Genomic DNA, 17,493 nt, shown 5'->3' with positions numbered 1-17,493 from the left:
AGAGCCCCCTGATAAATGGTTTCAGGTTGAAGTGGTGATTTGCGGTGTAAACGCGTCATTCAATACAAGTGCTGCCGCACCCAGTGCAGCGGTCATTGGACCAGAGCTGCCGCGGATGACACGTGGGAGCATGCGTTCAGGCCGGGCTGCAACTGAATGTGGGTTCAGGGGCAGATCTTTTACAAGCGCATCCAACAATGCGCTGGGCATGGCCCCACAGAGGGCGATGGTTGATGGATCAAGCAGATTTTCGATCAGATTTATGGCTTCGCAAAGCGCAATCCGCGCGAGGTTAAGCCATTCCAGCAGAGCCGGGCAGTCTGCGTGAAACAGTGCGGCGATATCTTCAGATGTGTCTGCCGTGATGGAATTTGATTTCAGGTGATCCTGCAGGGCAAGCCGACTGAGAACAGCTTCAAGGGGCTGCGCGCCGGATGGAAGGGCGATACGGATGTGTCCGATTTCACCGGCGTTGCCCCGTGCGCCATGTAAGGCCTGTCCATTGCTGATAACCCCAAGCCCAAGTCCCGCGCCGAAGTAAAGGCAGGCATAATGCTGTAACCCCTGTGTGACCCCGGATATGCGTTCTGCCATTGCGGCGGCATTTGCATCGTTTTCAATCAGTGCCGGCAGGTTCAGAAGATCTTCGGCCCAGGACGTAATTTCAATGTCCTGCCAGCCCGGTAGTTCAGAATCATGGCCGCTGATCCCGGTTGTCCCGAAGGGACCGGGCATAACAATACCAGCCCCAAGAATTTTCTCATGCGCGAGGCCTGGTTCCGCAAGGATGGTGGTTTTTGTTTCCCGCATGGCCTGTGCCACCGCGTCAGGTGTCGCGCGCATCAGGGCGCTGCGTTTCTGGCACATTGTTTCGCCATGTAGATTAAGGAGGGTGCAGAAAAGCGCATCAGGGCGCACTTCAAACCCCAGCGCATAAGCCCCATTTGCACAGATCTCATATTGCACTGCGGGTTGCCCGCGTCCCTGGTTTCGCTTGCCGCAGGCCCGGATCAGTCCGCGTTGCTCAAGATCGGCGATGATATTGCTGACAGCCTGGATCGACAGTCCGGAAAGTCGGGCAATTTCAGCCCGCCCGGCGGTGTCGCCCTGGGTTTGTGCATGGCGAAGCGTACTCAGCACAAACTTACTGTTGTGCTGGCGTGTGCGTTCTGAATTTGCGCCAGCGCTCTGGCGTTTGGTGTTGCGGGATACTGATGTCATAAGGTGAGGTTAGCACCGGGCACTTGATAACTCAACATGATTGAGTTAATCATATCTCATCCAGAGATTCTGCTAATGGTTGTATCCTGGCAGAATATGCCGGAATCGGGGAGGATTTCGGCCAGCCAGGGAGGGGCAGAGGAATGAATGCACTAAAGACATATTTACTGAGCGGCGCGGTCAGCCTTGCAGCCATCGGCAGCGCACAGGCGGTTGAGATCGAATACTGGCAGTATTTCTTTGACGCGCGCGTCACTGCGATGGAACAACTGATCGAAAACTTCGAGGCTGCCAATCCGGACATCACCGTCAATATGACCCATTTCCCTTATGCGGATTACCGCACGAAGGTTGCCGCTGCGATCCCGGCAGGCGAGGGACCGGATGTGGTGCAGCTGTTTTACGGCTGGCTGAATGATTACGTCGAGGCCGAGCTGATCCAGCCACTGCCTGCTGATACTTTTGACCCTGCGCGCATTGATGCGGAATTCTTCCCGATGGTGCAGGCTATGAAGGATGGCGATCAGTACTGGGCGCTGCCAACAGCTGTACGTTCGCTTGCGCTGTTCTATAACGAACGTCTCTTTGAAGAGGCAGGGATCGAAAGCCCACCGGAAACTCTTGATGAACTTGTTGAAATTGCAGGGCAGCTGACGAAACGCGATGGTGCGGGCAATATCACACAGGTTGGGATTACCACGGGTATGAATGCCCAGGATCACCACTGGTTCCGCGAGGTTCTGGTGCGTCAGATGGGCGGCGATCCTTATGAAAACAACTATCAAACCGTGAACTACAACACGGACGCCGGTCAGGCGGCTGCGGCCTTCTACACCGGGCTGGAAGCAGAACATGGCGTAACCGCCGCAGGTTTCATGGATGAACCCCAGGCAGCGTTCAAAGCAGGCATGGCCGGGATGCATATTGACGGGTCATTCCGTATTGGCGCGCTTGATAAAGTGCGTGGGCTGCGTTGGGGCGTGACTGAACTGCCTGCCAATGCGGAAGGGATGCGGTCGAACTATTCGTCTTATTGGGTCAATGCGATCACGACAAAGGCCGAAGACGAACGCTATGATGCTTCGGTCAAATTCATGGAATATGTCACGTCGGATGAAGCGATGCAGATCTGGCTTGATGTGGTCGGGGAGTTGCCTGCGAAACCATCTGTGGGCATGACCGATGCCAATGCCAACCACGAGGTCTACGGGCCCTTCATCCGTGGTCTTGCATATGCAAATACAACGATCTTTGCCAATGAAAGCGCGCAGCGTCAGGTTCTGATGGATATGGTGCAACGCGTCAGCATTGAAGATCTACCGCTTACCGAAGCTTTAGCAACCGCTGCTGAAGAAGAGCAGGTGATACTCGACGAATATTACGCCGACTGATCCTGTTCTGCTACTGTGCGCCCCTGCCGGAAGGTGGGGGCATGCAGTACCCCTGACACCCGGAAAGACTTTCATGCGTTTGCGACAGAACCTGACCATCCGTCAGAAACATATCCTCTGGGCCTGGGGACTTCTGGCCCTGCCGGTGATCTTCTATGTGGTGATCCGTTTCTATCCCACGGGTAATGCGATCCTGCTGAGCTTTCAGAACTGGAACCTTCTGGGGGACCGGACCTGGGCCGGGGCGGAAAATTACATAAAGCTCTGGCATGATGACGTCTTCTGGAAGGTTTTTAGGAACACATTCGTTTACCTTCTGCTGGGTACGCCCATAAGTCTTGTGATCAGCTTCCTGATTGCCTTTCACCTGGATCGCGTGCGTTTTATGCACGGGTTTATCCGGATGCTGTATTTCCTGCCCTTTATGACAAGCGCGGTTGCCATGGCCTGGGTCTGGCGTTGGTTCTATCAGCCGGTGCCCGTAGGGATCTTTAACAATATCCTCGCGAGTTTTGGCATCCCGCAGATCAATTTCCTGAATTCTACCACCAACGCCCTGCCTGCGGTGCTTGCGCCTGCGGTCTGGGCCGGGCTGGGGTTTCAGGTGATTATCTTCATGGCGGGCCTGCGTGCGATCCCACAAAGCTACTATGAGGCCGCGCGCATTGATGGTGTATCCGGCTTCACGATCCTGACGCAGATCACCATCCCGCTGCTGAAGCCGACGATCATCTTTATCACGGTTTTCAGTTCCATCGGTTTCCTGCGCATCTTTGATCATGTGTTTAACATGACGACAAACAATCCCGGAGGTCCCCTGAACTCCACCAAGCCCCTGGTTCTGATGATCTATGACACAGCCTTTAACGGCTTTAACATGGGTTATGCGGCGGCACAGACGGTGGTTCTGTTCACGGTCCTGCTGTGTGTAAGCCTGCTGCAACTGTATCTGCTGAGGGATCGTTAAGATGACCGCGACTGACATACGCCCTTCAAGCGATACGCTTCTGACGACCAAGGCCCCGGTGAAACGCAGCTATGGCCAGTATATCCGCTGGCTGCTGCTGTTCCTTGGCGGAATTGCCATGGTGATGCCGATTGCCTGGATGATCTCGACTTCCCTGAAATGGCCGCATGAGGTTTATAACCTCAAGCTTATCCCGGATGAGCCCACGATTGAGAATTACACCTATGTGCTGGAAGACGGGCGCTTCTATGGCTGGTTCATGAATTCGATCATCATCGCGGTGATCACCACGGTGTCAAACATCCTGTTTGATTCACTGGTGGGCTATACCCTGTGTAAATTCAAATTCCCGGGCCGCTACATCATTTTTATCGCCATCCTTTCGACCCTGATGATCCCGACAGAGATGCTGGTGATCCCCTGGTATATCATGTCCCAGAATTTCGGTTGGCTCGACACCTATTGGGGCATTATGTTCCCGGGGTTGATGACCGCTTTTGGCACCTTCCTGATGAAGCAGTTCTTTGAAACTGTGCCCGATGATTTCCTCGAAGCCGCCCGCATTGACGGGCTGAATGAACTGCAGATCTGGTGGTCCGTCGCCATGCCTCTGGTGAAACCCGCCCTGGCCGCGCTTGCGATCTTTGTGTTCCTTGGCAATTGGACCGCCTTTATCTGGCCGCTGATTGTTACCAATTCACCTGAAATGTATACGGTGCCCGTGGGGCTGTCCGGGTTTGGCGATGAAGCAGACGTCGCCTGGGAACTCATCATGACCGGTGCTGCGATTTCCACGATTCCCACGCTGATTGTTTTTATCGTCTTCCAGCGTTTCATCATTCGCGGCGTCGTCATGGCCGGGCTGAAGGGATAACCCATGCAGAACACATCTTTTCATCTTTTCCATAAATACTCCGGGGGGGGGGTGGCCCCCACTGCGAAAGTTTTCCAGAATGACTGACACCGACACATTCCCGCACCCCGTCTACAAAGACACCGTGCTTGCCCCGCTCTTTGAAGGGGTAAAAACCCATTACGCCGGGCATATGATGGCGATCAATAGGGCCCATCTGGTGATGCTGCGGGAAGAAGATATCCTGACTGCCAGTGATGCTGTGAAGATCGCTTCAACCCTCACTCAGATCGAAGCAGAAACCGATCCCGATGCGCTGACCTATACCGGCGAACATGAAGATTATTTTTTCTTTGTCGAAGCTGAACTCAAACACCATCTGGGTGACCTTGGTGGGGCATTGCACACCGCGCGGTCCCGCAATGATATGGATCACACTCTGTTTAAACTGGCGCTGCAAAGCCGGACAGAGACCCTGATCGCACAATTACACGCGCTGGGCGCGGCTATGCTGGATAAGGCCCAGGCAGAAAAATCCACCCTGATCACCGCCTGGACACATGGCCAGCCTGCACAGCCCACGACCTTCGGTCATTACCTTGCCGCGGCACTTGAAGTGTTGCTGCGTGATATCACCCGTCTGGAAGCAGCGGCTGGGGGGCTTGACCATTGTCCGATGGGAGCCGCCGCCATCACCACTTCCGGCTTTCCGATCAATCGTGCCCGTATGGCGGAACTTCTGGGGTTCAGTGAACCGCTGCTTAATTCTTATGGCTGCATCGCCAGCGTGGATTACGTCACAGGTCTCTACAGCGCCATCAAGCTTACCTTCCTACATCTCGGGCGTCTGATCCAGGACATGCAGTTCTGGTCCGCCTTTGAGGTCGGGCAGCTGCATGTGCCGGGTGCGCTTGTGCAGATCTCATCCATTATGCCGCAGAAGCGCAATCCCGTACCCATTGAACATATGCGCCACCTCGCCAGTATGACGTGTGGCCGGGCAGAGGCTGTGGTCACCACAATGCACAACACGCCGTTCACCGATATGAACGATAGCGAAGGCGAGGTGCAGCAGGGGGGCTATGCCGCCTTTGACAGCGCCATGCGTTGCGCGGCACTTCTGACGGCTTTCATCCCGGCGGTGACGATCAATGAAGACCGCGTGCGTGCAAATATGAATGCGGCCTGTGTGACGATCACCGAACTGGCCGATACGCTTGTGCGCGATGAAAGTCTGACCTTCCGCGAAGCTCATGAGGTGGCCGCGACTGTGGCCAAAGAAGTGATCGCCATGGGGCAGGGGCTTGAGGCCGGATATCATGCTTTCACAGATGCTTTCCGCACCCAGACTGGTCGGAAAACCGCGCTGGATCAGCAGGCCTTTCTTGAAGCAGTTTCCCCGGAAGGTTTCATCGCGCGTCGTGATCGTCCGGGTGGGCCTGCATTGCCCGCGCTGGAGGCAGCCTTTGCAATCTACGCCCGGGATCAGGCTGATCTGCGTCTGAAACAAGATGCCCGTCTGACCCGGCGCGCATCTGCGGCAGAGGCCCTGAAATCCGTATTTAATTCCCTGAAGGAGGCCTGATGTGTCCAGCCTGACCCTTTCCGATCTGCGCAAATCCTACGGCAAAACCGAGGTTCTGAAGGGCATTGATCTGGAGATCGCCTCTGGCGAATTCATCGTATTTGTCGGCCCATCGGGTTGCGGGAAATCCACGACATTGCGCCTGATTGCCGGGCTTGAAGATGTCTCTGTGGGTGAGATTAATATTGGCGGGCGTGTGGTTAATAACCTGGAACCCCGAGACCGGGACATCGCTATGGTGTTCCAGAACTACGCGATTTACCCGCATATGACGGTGAAGAAAAACATCGCCTTCGGTTTGCGGACATCCAAGCTGTCAAAGCCCGAAAAAGAGGCCCGCATCCGCGAAGTTGTGCAGATCCTTGATATGGAAGATCTGTTGGATCGCCGCCCTAATCAGCTTTCAGGTGGACAGCGTCAACGCGTTGCCATTGGCCGCGCCATGGTGCGAAATCCGGCGGTGTTTCTCTTTGATGAACCTCTGTCCAACCTAGATGCACAACTGCGCACCCAAATGCGACTTGAGATTAAGAAGTTACATCAACGCATTCAAAATACAGTGGTTTTCGTGACTCATGATCAGGTTGAAGCCATGACAATGGCGGATCGTATCGTGATCATGAAAGACGGGCATATTCAGCAGGTCGGAACGCCGGAAGAACTGTATCGCAACCCCGTCAACATCTTTGTGGCGCAGTTTATCGGTGCACCTTCCATGAATATGCTGTCGGCAAGCGTGCGGGACGGACGGGTGATGCTGGGGGATATGGCCCTGCCGATTTCTGCTGCGAATCTGGCAGAGGGCATGCCGCTGAAAGCGGGTTTGCGCCCGGATGATCTGATGCTGAACCCGGCCGATCCTTTACTGGAAGGCCATGTCACACTGCGCGAACCCCTTGGCCCGGAAACGTTGCTTTATGTTGAAACGACTTTGGGCGAAGTCATTTTACGCGCACCCGGAAAAAATCCTCCTGAAGTTGGGGAAGTTGTGAAAATGGGGGCACTGGCTGAGAATATCCATCTCTTTGATGCCCTGACCGGCGAGGTTGTGAAATGAGTGGTGCACAGTTGCGACCTGTCGGGCGGGATGGCGGCGTTCTCTGTATCGGGCGGCTGTATTGCGATCTGGTCTTTTCCGGCATTGACGGCCCGCCGGCACAGGGTACTGAACTATTTGCACCGGGTCTCAGGCTTGCGCCTGGGGGGGGGGCGGCGATCACTGCGGCCTGGCTGGCCGCGCTTGGGGGAGAGGCTTACCTCTGTGCGACTTTACCGACCGGCCCGTTTACGGAAGCAATCACAGGTGATCTGGCGCAACTTGGCCCGGATCTCAGCCTGTGTTCGCCTTCAGATCCGGGGAATGATCCACAGGTGACGGTGGTTCTGCCTGATGGTGCGGACAGATCATTTATCACACGTCGGGCCGGTCCGGCAGCGACTTTGCCGGAAACGGAGTATGTAGAAGAGATTTCTCTATCTCACCTTCACATTGGTGAGATGACGACACTTGTTGAAATGCCTGAGATTCTGGATCTCGCACAGGATCTGGGCCTGACAGTTTCTCTGGATTGTGGTTGGGATGACAGTCTGACCCGGGATGAAGTTTTACCACTTATTGCCAGGGTCGATGTGTTTTTGCCCAATCGGGCGGAACAGGCCTGGCTTGAAAGTATTGGCGTGCCGTTGCGCACGGCACCGCTGACAATTGTAAAACAGGGGGCTGATGGTGCCGGGGCCTGGTGCCCGCGTGGTCAGGCCCATGTGCCCGTTGAAGCTGTTGATGTCATTGATGCAACCGGAGCAGGAGACGCATTTAATGCGGGATTTCTGGATGGCTGGCTGGCGGGCTTGCCAGTGCCTGAGTGTTTGTTGCAGGGGAATAAATGCGGTGCCCTTGCCGTGGCAGCGGTGGGTGGAACCGGTGCATTGATGCAGGAAGGGCAGGCGCGTAGCCTTTCAAACGCTTAGAGCGTTGACTTTGTGTCATTTCACACGAGTTCTACTAGAAAACCAGAAAACCAGAATGTCCGCATTTCGCTTTGTAATTCAATATGCGCTTTAACTCACTCTTGCTGCCGGATGCTGATCCCTGCATAGTCCGGCGAATGACAATCGGGGGCAGCATGTTCAGGTTTATTGACTTATTTGCGGGTATCGGCGGGTTGCGCCGGGCCATGGAAAGCATTGACGGCACCTGTGTTTTCACGTCGGAATGGGATCGCTTTGCCCAGAAAACCTATCATGCGAATTACCCGGATAATCGCCCTGTTGTCGGGGATATTCAGCAGGTGGACGCGGAAGATATTCCTGCCCATGATGTGTTGCTGGCTGGCTTCCCTTGTCAGCCGTTTTCCATCGCCGGGGTATCCAAGAAAAATGCCCTGGGCCGCGCGCATGGGTTTGATGATGAAACCCAGGGGACGCTGTTTTTTGATGTGCTGCGCATTCTGAAACATCATCGCCCGGCGGCCTTTTTGCTGGAAAATGTTAAAAACCTCATGAGCCACGATAAGGGGCGTACATGGGAAGTGATTGAGCGAAAATTGCGCGATGACCTTGGGTATCATATCCACACCCGCGTGATTGACGCATTGCATTTTCTGCCACAGCATCGTGAACGGATTGTGATTGTCGGATTTCGTGAGGAGTGCGATTTTTCATTTGATAATATGATCTTGTCGCCGAAAGGTCAGGTAAAGATGTCCCGTGTACTGCACCCTCAAAATGGGGCGGAGCTGCCTGTGCCACCTTTTACCGCAGGTCCGGATGCATTGGTTGCCGCGAAATATACTCTGTCTGACAAGCTCTGGTCATATCTGCAGAATTACGCGGCCAAGCATAAGGCCAAAGGCAATGGTTTTGGGTTTGGTCTGGTGGGGCCAGATGATACCTGCCGCACGCTTTCTGCACGCTACTATAAAGACGGTTCTGAAATTCTGGTCGCTCAGCCCGGGCGAAACCCGCGTAAGCTGACACCCCGGGAATGCGCCCGCATCATGGGCTATCCGGAAGATTTTAAAATCCCGGTCTCTGACACCCAGGCCTACCGGCAGTTTGGCAATTCCGTCGCTGTGCCGGTTTTTGCAGAGGTTGCACGGATCATGCGTCCCCATATCGAGGTGGCTGTGGATCAAAATGGCTGATGTCCACGACATCGCCACGCGTAAGCGCAATATGCGTGCCATTAAGGGGCGCGACACGAAACCTGAACTGATTGTGCGGAAGTTGCTCTGGCAACGTGGTTTTCGCTATCGCCTGCAGGGAAAGAAACTTCCCGGCCGTCCGGATCTTGTTCTGAAGAAATATAACGCTGTAATTTTTGTGCAGGGTTGTTTCTGGCATCTGCACGAGTGTGCGATGTTTAAATGGCCTGGCACGCGGCAGGACTTCTGGCGTGAAAAGCTGACTGGGAACCGCACGCGTGACCAGCGAAATATTGCGGCATTGCGGGATCAGGGCTGGCGCGTTGCGCAGGTCTGGGAATGCGCTTTGAAAGGGCGGGGACGTCTGGCCCCGGAACAGGTCGCTGATCAGCTGACGGGCTGGCTGCGTGGCCCGGATCCCATGTTTGAGATCCGGGGGCGTTTTCAAAACTGATCAGGGCTTTGCAGCAGTAATGATCACTTCGACCAGCAATTCGTCCCGGGCAAGTTTTGCTTCGCCACAGGCGCGGGCCGGCGGGTTCTCAGGATCGATCCAGGCGTTCCAGACTTCGTTCATCGCAGCAAAATTCTCCATTGTGGACAGCCAGATAACGGCCTGCAGAAGATGCGACTTGGAGGATCCGGCTTCTTCCAGAAGCTTATCAACCTTGCCCAACATGATCTTTGTCTGTTCCTGAATGTCGGCGCCTTCAGCAACCTGGCCACTCAGGTAAATTGTATCATTATGGATGACGATTGCGCTGGAACGCGCGCTCAGGTGCTTGCGGGTGATGGACATAGATTTCTCCTTTTTGGTTGCCGCTACACTGCGCGAATTCCTGCGACTGTCAATGCGGGTGCTGGCATTCACCGGCGGCCTTGTGTAGAGATCACATAAGCCCACCTTCAGGAAAGCAGAGCCATGAACACAGTTGATATCCGCGGCATTGAAATTGCAAATGACAAGCCCTTTGCACTGATCGCCGGTCCCTGTCAGCTGGAAAGTCTTGATCATGCCCGGATGATTGCTGGTAAAATGGCAGAAGTCTGCGCAGATCTGAACATCCCCTATGTTTTCAAGGCAAGCTTTGACAAAGCCAACCGTTCTTCGGTGACCACTAAACGGGGTGTTGGGCTTGAAGCAGGGCTTGATATGCTGGCCGCGATCCGGGATGAGTTTGATGTTCCCGTGCTGACCGATGTGCATGAGGCCTCCCAATGTGCCCGCGCCGCACAACATGTGGATATTCTGCAGATCCCGGCCTTTCTGTGTCGTCAGACAGATCTTTTGCTGGCTGCCGGTGAAAGCGGCGCAGCGGTGAATGTGAAAAAAGGTCAATTCCTTGCGCCATGGGATATGGGAAATGTCGCGCAGAAGGTGGAAAGCACCGGCAACAAACGTATTCTTCTGACGGACCGCGGCACAAGCTTTGGTTATAATATGCTGGTGTCTGATATGCGCAGCCTGCCGATCATGGCGCAGACAGGGTATCCGGTGGTGTTTGACGCGACCCATTCCGTGCAGCTGCCAGGCGGGCAGGGGACCACTTCTGGCGGACAGCGCGAATTCGTGCCGCCACTTGCGCGTGCAGCTGTGGCTGTGGGCACGTCCTGCCTGTTCATCGAAACCCACGAAGATCCGGATAATGCGCCATCCGATGGCCCGAATATGGTGCCTTTGGCTCAGATGGCTGATCTTCTCAAAGACCTGAAGGCTGTGGATCAGATCGTCAAAGGGTGACATTTTCGCATATCCCCCGAAAGCATAGCCTTGGTTCCGCCAATTCACTTTGACAGAATTGGCGGAATTCTGCTATCCAATCTGCAACAAGAGTAAATAAATACTCATATTAGTTGAGCAGGAGTAGCGATTATGGCGGGGATGGACCTGGCGTTTTTAGGCAATGCGCTTTTATTTTTAGGGCCATTGCTTTTTGCCCTTTTGAGTGGGGGGGACGACGACAGTACGTCCACACCCACAGGCACCACCAATATAACCGGGTCTAACGACAATGACAGTTATACCCATACTGATACCACAGCCCGGAGTTATACCCTCCTTGACGGTGATGATTTTGTGCAGGCTGGTCTTGGAAATGATCAGATCACCGGTCACGAAGGTGACGATGAGCTGCACGGAAATTATGGCAATGATTTCCTGTCTGGTGGCGAAGGTAACGACCTTCTCTATGGTGACAACGGCAATGACCAGATCACTGGCGGGAATGGTGACGATACTGCGCAAGGCGGTGTTGGCAATGATCAGATCAATGGCGATGGCGGCAATGACATTATTGATGGTGGAATCGGGAATGATGCTCTGAACGGTGGCGATGGGGATGACCAGATCACCGGGGGCGAGGGCAATGACCAGATCACCGGGGGCACTGGGAACGATGTCATCACTGGTGATGAAGGTGATGATTCCATCAATGGTGGCGATGGCGAAGATCAGATTACCGGTGGTGTTGGTGACGATGTTATCTCCGGCGGGACTGATAATGACACTATTTCCGGTGGCGAAGGTGATGACACCGTAAACGGCAACAACGGCGATGACGTGCTTGATGGCGGCGTTGGCGACGACACGATGAATGGTGGCAATGACGATGACACTATTTCAGGTGGCGAAGGTGATGACACGATTTCTGCCGGGAATGGGGACGACACCGTAACGGGTGGTGAAGGTGATGATACAATCAGCGGCAACGGTGGTACGAACACGCTGGATGGTGGTGTCGGCGAGGATACCATTCACGGTGGCAGTGGTTCTGATACGATCAATGGCGGCGATGATAATGACAATCTCTATGGCGGCTCTGGCGCAGATACGATCAACGGAGGCGCTGGCGACGACTTCCTGAGCGGTTTCACTGAGAACCATACCGATAACGAGAACCCCAGCATCGATGAAGGTGCTGACACACTGGATGGTGGTGAAGGCGATGATACGCTTTTGCTGGGCGCTGGTGATACGGGTATCGGTGGTGCAGGTAGTGACACCTTCAGGATTGGTAATGATGCGGGAACAGGCGTCAACGACGTCGCGACCATCAGCGACTTTGATCCGGCAGATGACAATATTGAGCTCAATGTTGAATGGACTGACCCTGCCAATGCGCCGGTGGTTACGCTTGAAGTTGATGCCGGAAACACCGGGGCAAGTATTCTGATAGATGGCGTGGAAGTGGCCTTTGTGACGGGTGGTCAGACACTTGCTGTCGGAGATATCACACTGAACAATGCGTCGACCGTGGTCGAATGATCTGAACCACCTCTGAACAGTGCAAACATGGCCCTGCTGCTTAACGCAGCAGGGCTTTTGCGTTCTCCTGTAGCAAAATACCGGTGATGTCCGGGAAATGAAGTGGCAGACAAAAAAGTCAGAAAATCGTGTCAGAACTGCTTGACGCCAGAGGCTGGGGCTTCTAGAACCCGCTCATTCCCAATCGGGAGTGCAGCGGGCGGTTGTAGCTCAGTTGGTTAGAGTACCGGCCTGTCACGCCGGGGGTCGCGGGTTCGAGTCCCGTCAACCGCGCCACTGCTGCAGAAAGAGGCTTCCTTCGGGAAGCCTCTTTTGTTTTCTGATAGATGTGTTGCTTTCTGGAGGAAGCTCTGTCTGGGGTGGGGCAGTTATCGAAGCTACTGGCGCCTGGAGGTGGAGCTTAGCTGAAGATTACGCGCAAAGCGCGGTACTCCTTGTCCAGTTGAGAACTGTCTTCCTGCGGAGTGTTTCCAAAGCTGTATCACCGTAGGTTTCCAGGGTCAGATCATGTGCGGTCAGGCAGTCCTCCAGCACTGTCCTCTGCACATCAGGCAATAGATCCAGAGCCACAGGCCCGGGATAGAAGCTTTCGGTGGGGACGCCGTTGGAGATAAGTGTTTCGTGTTTCTTCGTTAAGACATGATAGTAGGTGACCGTTTCAACAGGCACCTGAACTACGGGGCTGATCAGCGCGAGGTGTTTGATGGCCAGAAAGGCCCTCGGATCTTCCGGGTTACCAGAAAAGTCGCTGGTGTCGATTGCGACACGGTGTTGAGGGGAAAGATACAGGTCTCTGTTCGCATTCAGATAGCCCCGTGGAATTCTGTAGGGCGAGTTCTTGTCATTCCCGATGACTGTGTTGTTGCCGATCCATATTATATCCTGATCGCCACTGTCTGCTGTAGAGACCAGATCGCCTGACTTCAGATCTTCAACATATGTTTCTCCATGCGGGGTCTGAATTGCAGAGCCTTTGGCAAAGCAAACAAATTGAAAGTTGTCGAACTGAGAAATCCCGAGTGTGCGTACTGAGGTTGATGGAACGGAATTCAGCGATACGGATTCAACAGCTTTATTGAATGTCTGTTGCAGAGTATCTTTTACGGCAAGAAATGTATGCCCGTCGGTCGTCTGAAAAATCTGTAAATTTAGATTTTGGCTTGTGCCACCAGAGAACTTTACAGTCATTCCATAGGTTTGAATCGCATCAACAGTTTTTGTGACCTGACCACCTCCAATATCAAATTTCACAATATAACTGGTGAGGAAATTATTGTTGTGGTCTGTTCCCAATAGCGCTGGATTGCTTCCAGAGACGTCAACTGAGATCGCATTGGCGGCAAGCGGGTTTCCGGCATTCCCGTATGTTCCGAGAATAGAGGACGCGTTTTCATTCGGGCCTGTAGCTCCGGCTCCTACGGGGTCAATAACTGTGAGCTTACCAAGGTAAAGAGTTCTAATTACAGGCATCTAGATAACCTTTTGCATAGTGGTGACAATACGGATGACTTTCAGAGGAAAGACGATCGACGCTCATCTCTACCTTAAAATTGAAACCTCCAAGTTAGAGAGTATCGATAAATCAGATAGAGACTGCGCAACTGCCCAATGCTGGTTGCATTTGGCAGTTGATGATATTGATCAGCCTCGAAACTTGGGACGAATTGCATCGCGAAGCAGACTGTAAAAGCTGTGTCCGACTGAGAAATGAAGGCCTGTGGAGGTGAAAATGCGCGTTTTGGGTATCTTGGTGCCGCCTGCTGGAAGAGGCTGGGAAAAACTTTCATAAACCCGCATTTTGTCGCTTGACCCCACCCGGTGGGAACCCTAAACAGCCCCCATAGCGCGGTTGTAGCTCAGTTGGTTAGAGTACCGGCCTGTCACGCCGGGGGTCGCGGGTTCGAGTCCCGTCAACCGCGCCATATTTGAAAAAGCTCCCCTTGTGGGAGCTTTTTTCGTTTCACCCCGCCGTACATCCCATGGCAATTGTCAGACTGCGGCATTGCGCGCGCTGCTATGGGGCAGGGCGCTGTGCCATACATTCGCCATGACCAGATTTATGACCCTGATTGATCGTCTGCCGCTATCCTATGTGGCGATTGTGGCTTTTGCCCTTGGCCTTGCGCCGTTTCGCCCGATGCCGCATCTGGTGGAAAAGCTGATGATGCTTGGGGCAGGGACATTGACGCAGCCGGTCGATATCTTTGATCTTGCGATGCACGGGTTGCCGGTGGTTCTGCTGATTGTGAAACTGGCCCTGTGCCTACGCACCCCACGGGGTTGACCTATTCCGATGCCTTTGGTGGGCGCGGGGCTGCCAGGGCCGCAATGTCAACCAGATCCCAGGGCATGCCTGCGTTTCGGAAGATACGTTTTCCCTGATCCGGGTAATCTGCTACATCATGATCCAAACGTTGCCCGATCACCAGCATCTTCAGAGGCTCTGTGCCTGTGTTTGTGATGGAATGCGCCGCGCCGTTTTTCGGATGCCCCAGAAAATCACCAGCTCCGATTGTTTCGTGTGTATCGCCAATCCGCGCTGTTGCCTGACCAGCAAGAACGTAAATACATTCGTCTTCATAGTAGTGGACATGGTGTTCCGTGCTGTCAGCCCCGGGCTGAATTTCCATCAGATGCACGCCAAGCCCGGTCAGCCCACAGATATCCCCCAGAGATTTCTGTACCCTCTGCGCATTGGGGTTCAGGAAGTGTGTTTTTTCCTGACCCGGCATGGCATCGATCTCACTGGCTTTCAGCAATGTGGGGCTGTCATCTGTCATTTGTGGGTCTCTCTGAATAAAAAAAGGGCCGCATGATGGCGGCCCTTTGTTGTTTAGTTTTGTGCCAGTTTATCCAGCATACGCGCCCAGGACCGGATGCCCTTGTGAAAGCTCTGCACGTTGTATTTCTCATTCGGGCTGTGAATGCGATCATCATCATTGGCAAAGCCCATTAGCAGGCTTTCCATGCCCCAAATTGATTTAAAGAAGCCTGCAATCGGGATGGATCCGCCCATACCGACGAACACGGCTTCGCGTTCCCATTCATCAGACAGGGCAGATTTTGCCGCGACAAATTCCGGGCGGTCGATATTCATGACAGAGGCTTTGCTGCCTTCGAGATCCTGGTTCCAGGTGATCATCGCATCCTGGGGCAGGCGATCTTCTACATGTTTGCGCAGGGCCGCGCGCAGCTTGTCCGGGTCCATGTCACCGACCAGGCGACAGGTGATCTTACAATGGGCATCCGCCGGGATCACGGTTTTGGTGCCCGCACCGTTGTAGCCGCCCCAAAGACCATTAATTTCCAGCGTCGGGCGGGCCCATTGCTGTTCCAGTGCGGAATAGCCTTCTTCGCCATGTGCTTTGCTCATGCCGGCGAATTCGAGGTATTCCTTTTCGTCAAAACCACAGTTTTTCCAGGCCGCAAGCTGTTGGCTTGGCACGTCTTCCACGCCGTCATAGAAGCCCTCCACAGCCACGCGGCCGGTATCATCATGGAAGGTTGCGATCAGTTTGGAAATCTCGCGCAGCGGGTTCAGGGCAGGGCCACCATAGTGACCGGAATGCAGATCCAGTGCCGGGCCGGTAAGCGTAAATTCGTCCTTCAGCATGCCGCGCAGCTGGCTGGCAATTGACGGCACCCCCGGGGACACCATGCCCGTGTCACAGATCAGGGCGATGTCGCAGGTCAATTCGTCTTTGTTTGCTTCCATGAATGGCACAAGCGACGGGGATCCGCTTTCTTCTTCGCCTTCCATAAAGAAGGTGATCTTCACCGGCATATGACCGTGGATCTTTTTAAAAGCGCGACAGGCTTCGATAAAGGTCATCAGCTGGCCTTTGTCATCACTTGAACCACGCGCGCGGATCACATCACCTTCGGGGCGGCTTTCAATGGTGGGCTCAAACGGCGGCACATCCCACAGGTCCAGCGGATCCACGGGTTGCACATCATAGTGACCGTAAAACAGCACATGTGGTGTGCCTTCGGGCGCGTTCGGATCATGGGCGACAACCATCGGGTGGCCGGTTGTGACACGTTTCTCTGCGTCAAAACCGATGCTTTTCAGGTCATCGACCAGCCAGTCAGCGGCTTTGTCACAATCGGCTTTAAACGCCGGGTCGGTTGAGATCGACTGAATACGCAGAAGCCCTTTCAGGCGCTCCATCGCATCATCAAGACTGTTGTCAATTTCGGCAAGGACGGCATCAAGGCTCATCTGAGGTCTCCGGTTGATTTGCTTTGCGCACACTCTGTCCGCTGCCCCGCCGGATGTCCAGCAACTGCGCCGCCGTAGAAACACTGTATGTTGTTTGGATTTAGCGGTTTGCGATACTGGTCTGACGTGCGACACTAGCTGGCAGTTAAAAAGATTTGAAAGACGGAGATTACCATGCGATGTTTTGGGAAATCAGTCATGAGTACCGGGCTTGTTATGGCCTTCACAAACCTCGCGTTTGCGCAGGATACCATGGACGCGCGATCTGCGCGGGGGCAGTTGTTTGATCATCGCGGGGGGGAGGTTGTTCTACTGCCCAATGACGTGCTGACAGAGGAACAGCAAGCACAGCTTTCACAAATGGGCGGGGCAATTCCTTATTATGGTGCAATCGCCGTTGCCCCGGATGAGGGGTTTCTGTCTGAGGCAAATCAGGCCGCGGCGAACCATCATTCGATTGCTTCTGCCGAAGTTGCAGCGCTGGCTGCCTGTAATCAGGCCCGCACAAGTGCACGCGCCTGTGTGATCGTGATGCATTTTCTGCCGCGCAATTACGAGGCGGGCCGTGCGCTTGAAATGTCACAGACCGCAACAGAGGCTTTCCGCGAATATCGCCGTGGACGTGATGAGAAAGCCTTCGCGATTTCCGCGGCCACAGGCAACCACGCATTTGCCAAAGGGGTAGGGGCTGTGGGGCTGGCGCTTGAGGCTTGCAATGTCGGAGATGGCACAGAAAATACCGCTGCGACGGATTGTTACACGGTAATTCAGGACTAAATGTAATCATAAGACTGGATTTATATGATCTGAATCAAGTATCAGGTCTGAAATTCAGGCTAGCAATAG

The 17,493-nt window shown here is 54.2% G+C and carries 17 protein-coding genes and 2 tRNA genes; 14 read left to right on the top strand and 5 right to left on the bottom strand.

The window, feature by feature from the left end; translation table 11 throughout:
- Window positions 1-21: 21 nt before the first annotated feature.
- Complete coding sequence (locus H1D41_RS12280) at window positions 22-1,221, bottom strand: ROK family transcriptional regulator (protein ID WP_228849184.1); 1,200 nt, start codon at window positions 1,219-1,221, stop codon at window positions 22-24.
- 143 nt (window positions 1,222-1,364) lie between these two features.
- Here H1D41_RS12280 and H1D41_RS12275 point away from each other — a divergent pair, with 143 nt between their 5' ends.
- The 8 genes from H1D41_RS12275 (at window position 1,365) to H1D41_RS12240 (ending at window position 9,614) form a co-directional block, all read left to right on the top strand.
- Complete coding sequence (locus H1D41_RS12275) at window positions 1,365-2,612, top strand: extracellular solute-binding protein (RefSeq protein ID WP_228849183.1); 1,248 nt, start codon at window positions 1,365-1,367, stop codon at window positions 2,610-2,612.
- Window positions 2,613-2,685: 73 nt separating this feature from the next.
- The gene (locus H1D41_RS12270) at window positions 2,686-3,579 is read left to right on the top strand and encodes a carbohydrate ABC transporter permease (RefSeq protein ID WP_228849182.1); all 894 of its coding nucleotides are present in this window, start codon (window positions 2,686-2,688) and stop codon (window positions 3,577-3,579) included.
- A gap of 1 nt (window position 3,580) precedes the next feature.
- Window positions 3,581-4,453, top strand: a complete 873-nt coding sequence (locus H1D41_RS12265; RefSeq protein ID WP_228849181.1) for a carbohydrate ABC transporter permease — start codon at window positions 3,581-3,583, stop codon at window positions 4,451-4,453.
- A gap of 79 nt (window positions 4,454-4,532) precedes the next feature.
- Window positions 4,533-6,017 (top strand): argininosuccinate lyase, encoded by a 1,485-nt coding sequence (gene argH, locus H1D41_RS12260; protein ID WP_228849180.1) that lies wholly within the window; start codon window positions 4,533-4,535, stop codon window positions 6,015-6,017.
- 1 nt (window position 6,018) lies between these two features.
- A complete protein-coding gene (locus H1D41_RS12255) occupies window positions 6,019-7,074 on the top strand; it encodes an ABC transporter ATP-binding protein (RefSeq protein WP_228849179.1) in 1,056 nt (351 codons plus the stop codon).
- On the top strand, window positions 7,071-7,985 hold the full coding sequence (locus tag H1D41_RS12250; RefSeq protein ID WP_228849178.1) for a carbohydrate kinase family protein: 915 nt from the start codon (window positions 7,071-7,073) through the stop codon (window positions 7,983-7,985). Before H1D41_RS12255 ends, H1D41_RS12250 begins: the two co-directional genes overlap by 4 nt.
- Window positions 7,986-8,140: 155 nt before the next feature.
- The gene (dcm, locus tag H1D41_RS12245) at window positions 8,141-9,160 is read left to right on the top strand and encodes a DNA (cytosine-5-)-methyltransferase (RefSeq protein ID WP_324250280.1); all 1,020 of its coding nucleotides are present in this window, start codon (window positions 8,141-8,143) and stop codon (window positions 9,158-9,160) included.
- Window positions 9,153-9,614 (top strand): very short patch repair endonuclease, encoded by a 462-nt coding sequence (locus H1D41_RS12240; RefSeq protein WP_228849177.1) that lies wholly within the window; start codon window positions 9,153-9,155, stop codon window positions 9,612-9,614. The genes dcm and H1D41_RS12240 overlap by 8 nt, the downstream gene beginning before the upstream one ends.
- Here the strand turns inward: H1D41_RS12240 and H1D41_RS12235 are convergent, their stop codons facing one another.
- On the bottom strand, window positions 9,615-9,959 hold the full coding sequence (locus H1D41_RS12235) for a RidA family protein (protein WP_228849176.1): 345 nt from the start codon (window positions 9,957-9,959) through the stop codon (window positions 9,615-9,617). It lies immediately after the preceding gene.
- 123 nt (window positions 9,960-10,082) lie between these two features.
- Here H1D41_RS12235 and kdsA point away from each other — a divergent pair, with 123 nt between their 5' ends.
- The 3 genes from kdsA to H1D41_RS12220 all read left to right on the top strand — a co-directional run bounded on the left by kdsA (window position 10,083) and on the right by H1D41_RS12220 (window position 12,701).
- Window positions 10,083-10,901, top strand: a complete 819-nt coding sequence (gene kdsA / locus H1D41_RS12230; protein WP_228849175.1) for a 3-deoxy-8-phosphooctulonate synthase — start codon at window positions 10,083-10,085, stop codon at window positions 10,899-10,901.
- A gap of 132 nt (window positions 10,902-11,033) precedes the next feature.
- Entirely contained in the window at window positions 11,034-12,425 is a 1,392-nt protein-coding gene (locus H1D41_RS12225; protein WP_228849174.1) for a calcium-binding protein, read from the top strand.
- 199 nt (window positions 12,426-12,624) lie between these two features.
- Window positions 12,625-12,701, top strand: a tRNA-Asp gene (locus tag H1D41_RS12220).
- 135 nt (window positions 12,702-12,836) lie between these two features.
- On the opposite strand, the gene H1D41_RS12215 is transcribed toward H1D41_RS12220, so the two are convergent.
- Window positions 12,837-13,895, bottom strand: coding sequence for a Hint domain-containing protein (locus H1D41_RS12215; protein WP_228849173.1), 1,059 nt, complete (start codon window positions 13,893-13,895; stop codon window positions 12,837-12,839).
- A 375-nt stretch (window positions 13,896-14,270) separates the two neighbouring features.
- On the opposite strand from H1D41_RS12215, the gene H1D41_RS12210 reads away from it, so the two are divergent.
- Window positions 14,271-14,347: transfer RNA gene (locus tag H1D41_RS12210), tRNA-Asp, on the top strand.
- Window positions 14,348-14,484: 137 nt separating this feature from the next.
- Window positions 14,485-14,709 carry an RND transporter gene (locus tag H1D41_RS12205; RefSeq protein WP_228849172.1) on the top strand — a complete coding sequence of 75 codons (225 nt, stop codon included), beginning with the start codon at window positions 14,485-14,487 and terminating at the stop codon, window positions 14,707-14,709.
- A 1-nt stretch (window position 14,710) separates the two neighbouring features.
- Here H1D41_RS12205 and H1D41_RS12200 read toward each other — a convergent pair whose 3' ends face one another.
- Window positions 14,711-15,205: a cupin domain-containing protein gene (locus H1D41_RS12200; protein WP_228849171.1), complete on the bottom strand. Its 495-nt coding sequence runs from the start codon at window positions 15,203-15,205 to the stop codon at window positions 14,711-14,713.
- A gap of 53 nt (window positions 15,206-15,258) precedes the next feature.
- Window positions 15,259-16,647 carry a dipeptidase gene (locus H1D41_RS12195; protein WP_228849170.1) on the bottom strand — a complete coding sequence of 463 codons (1,389 nt, stop codon included), beginning with the start codon at window positions 16,645-16,647 and terminating at the stop codon, window positions 15,259-15,261.
- Window positions 16,648-16,845: 198 nt separating this feature from the next.
- Here H1D41_RS12195 and H1D41_RS12190 point away from each other — a divergent pair, with 198 nt between their 5' ends.
- The gene (locus H1D41_RS12190) at window positions 16,846-17,424 is read left to right on the top strand and encodes a 5-aminolevulic acid synthase (RefSeq protein ID WP_228849169.1); all 579 of its coding nucleotides are present in this window, start codon (window positions 16,846-16,848) and stop codon (window positions 17,422-17,424) included.
- Window positions 17,425-17,493 lie beyond the last annotated feature (69 nt).

It is taken from the genome of Halocynthiibacter styelae, assembly GCF_016123485.1.
Classification (GTDB): Bacteria; Pseudomonadota; Alphaproteobacteria; order Rhodobacterales; family Rhodobacteraceae; genus Halocynthiibacter; species Halocynthiibacter styelae.
The sequence above is the reverse complement of the archived record's forward strand: the minus strand, read 5'-3'. Positions and strand labels throughout refer to the sequence as shown.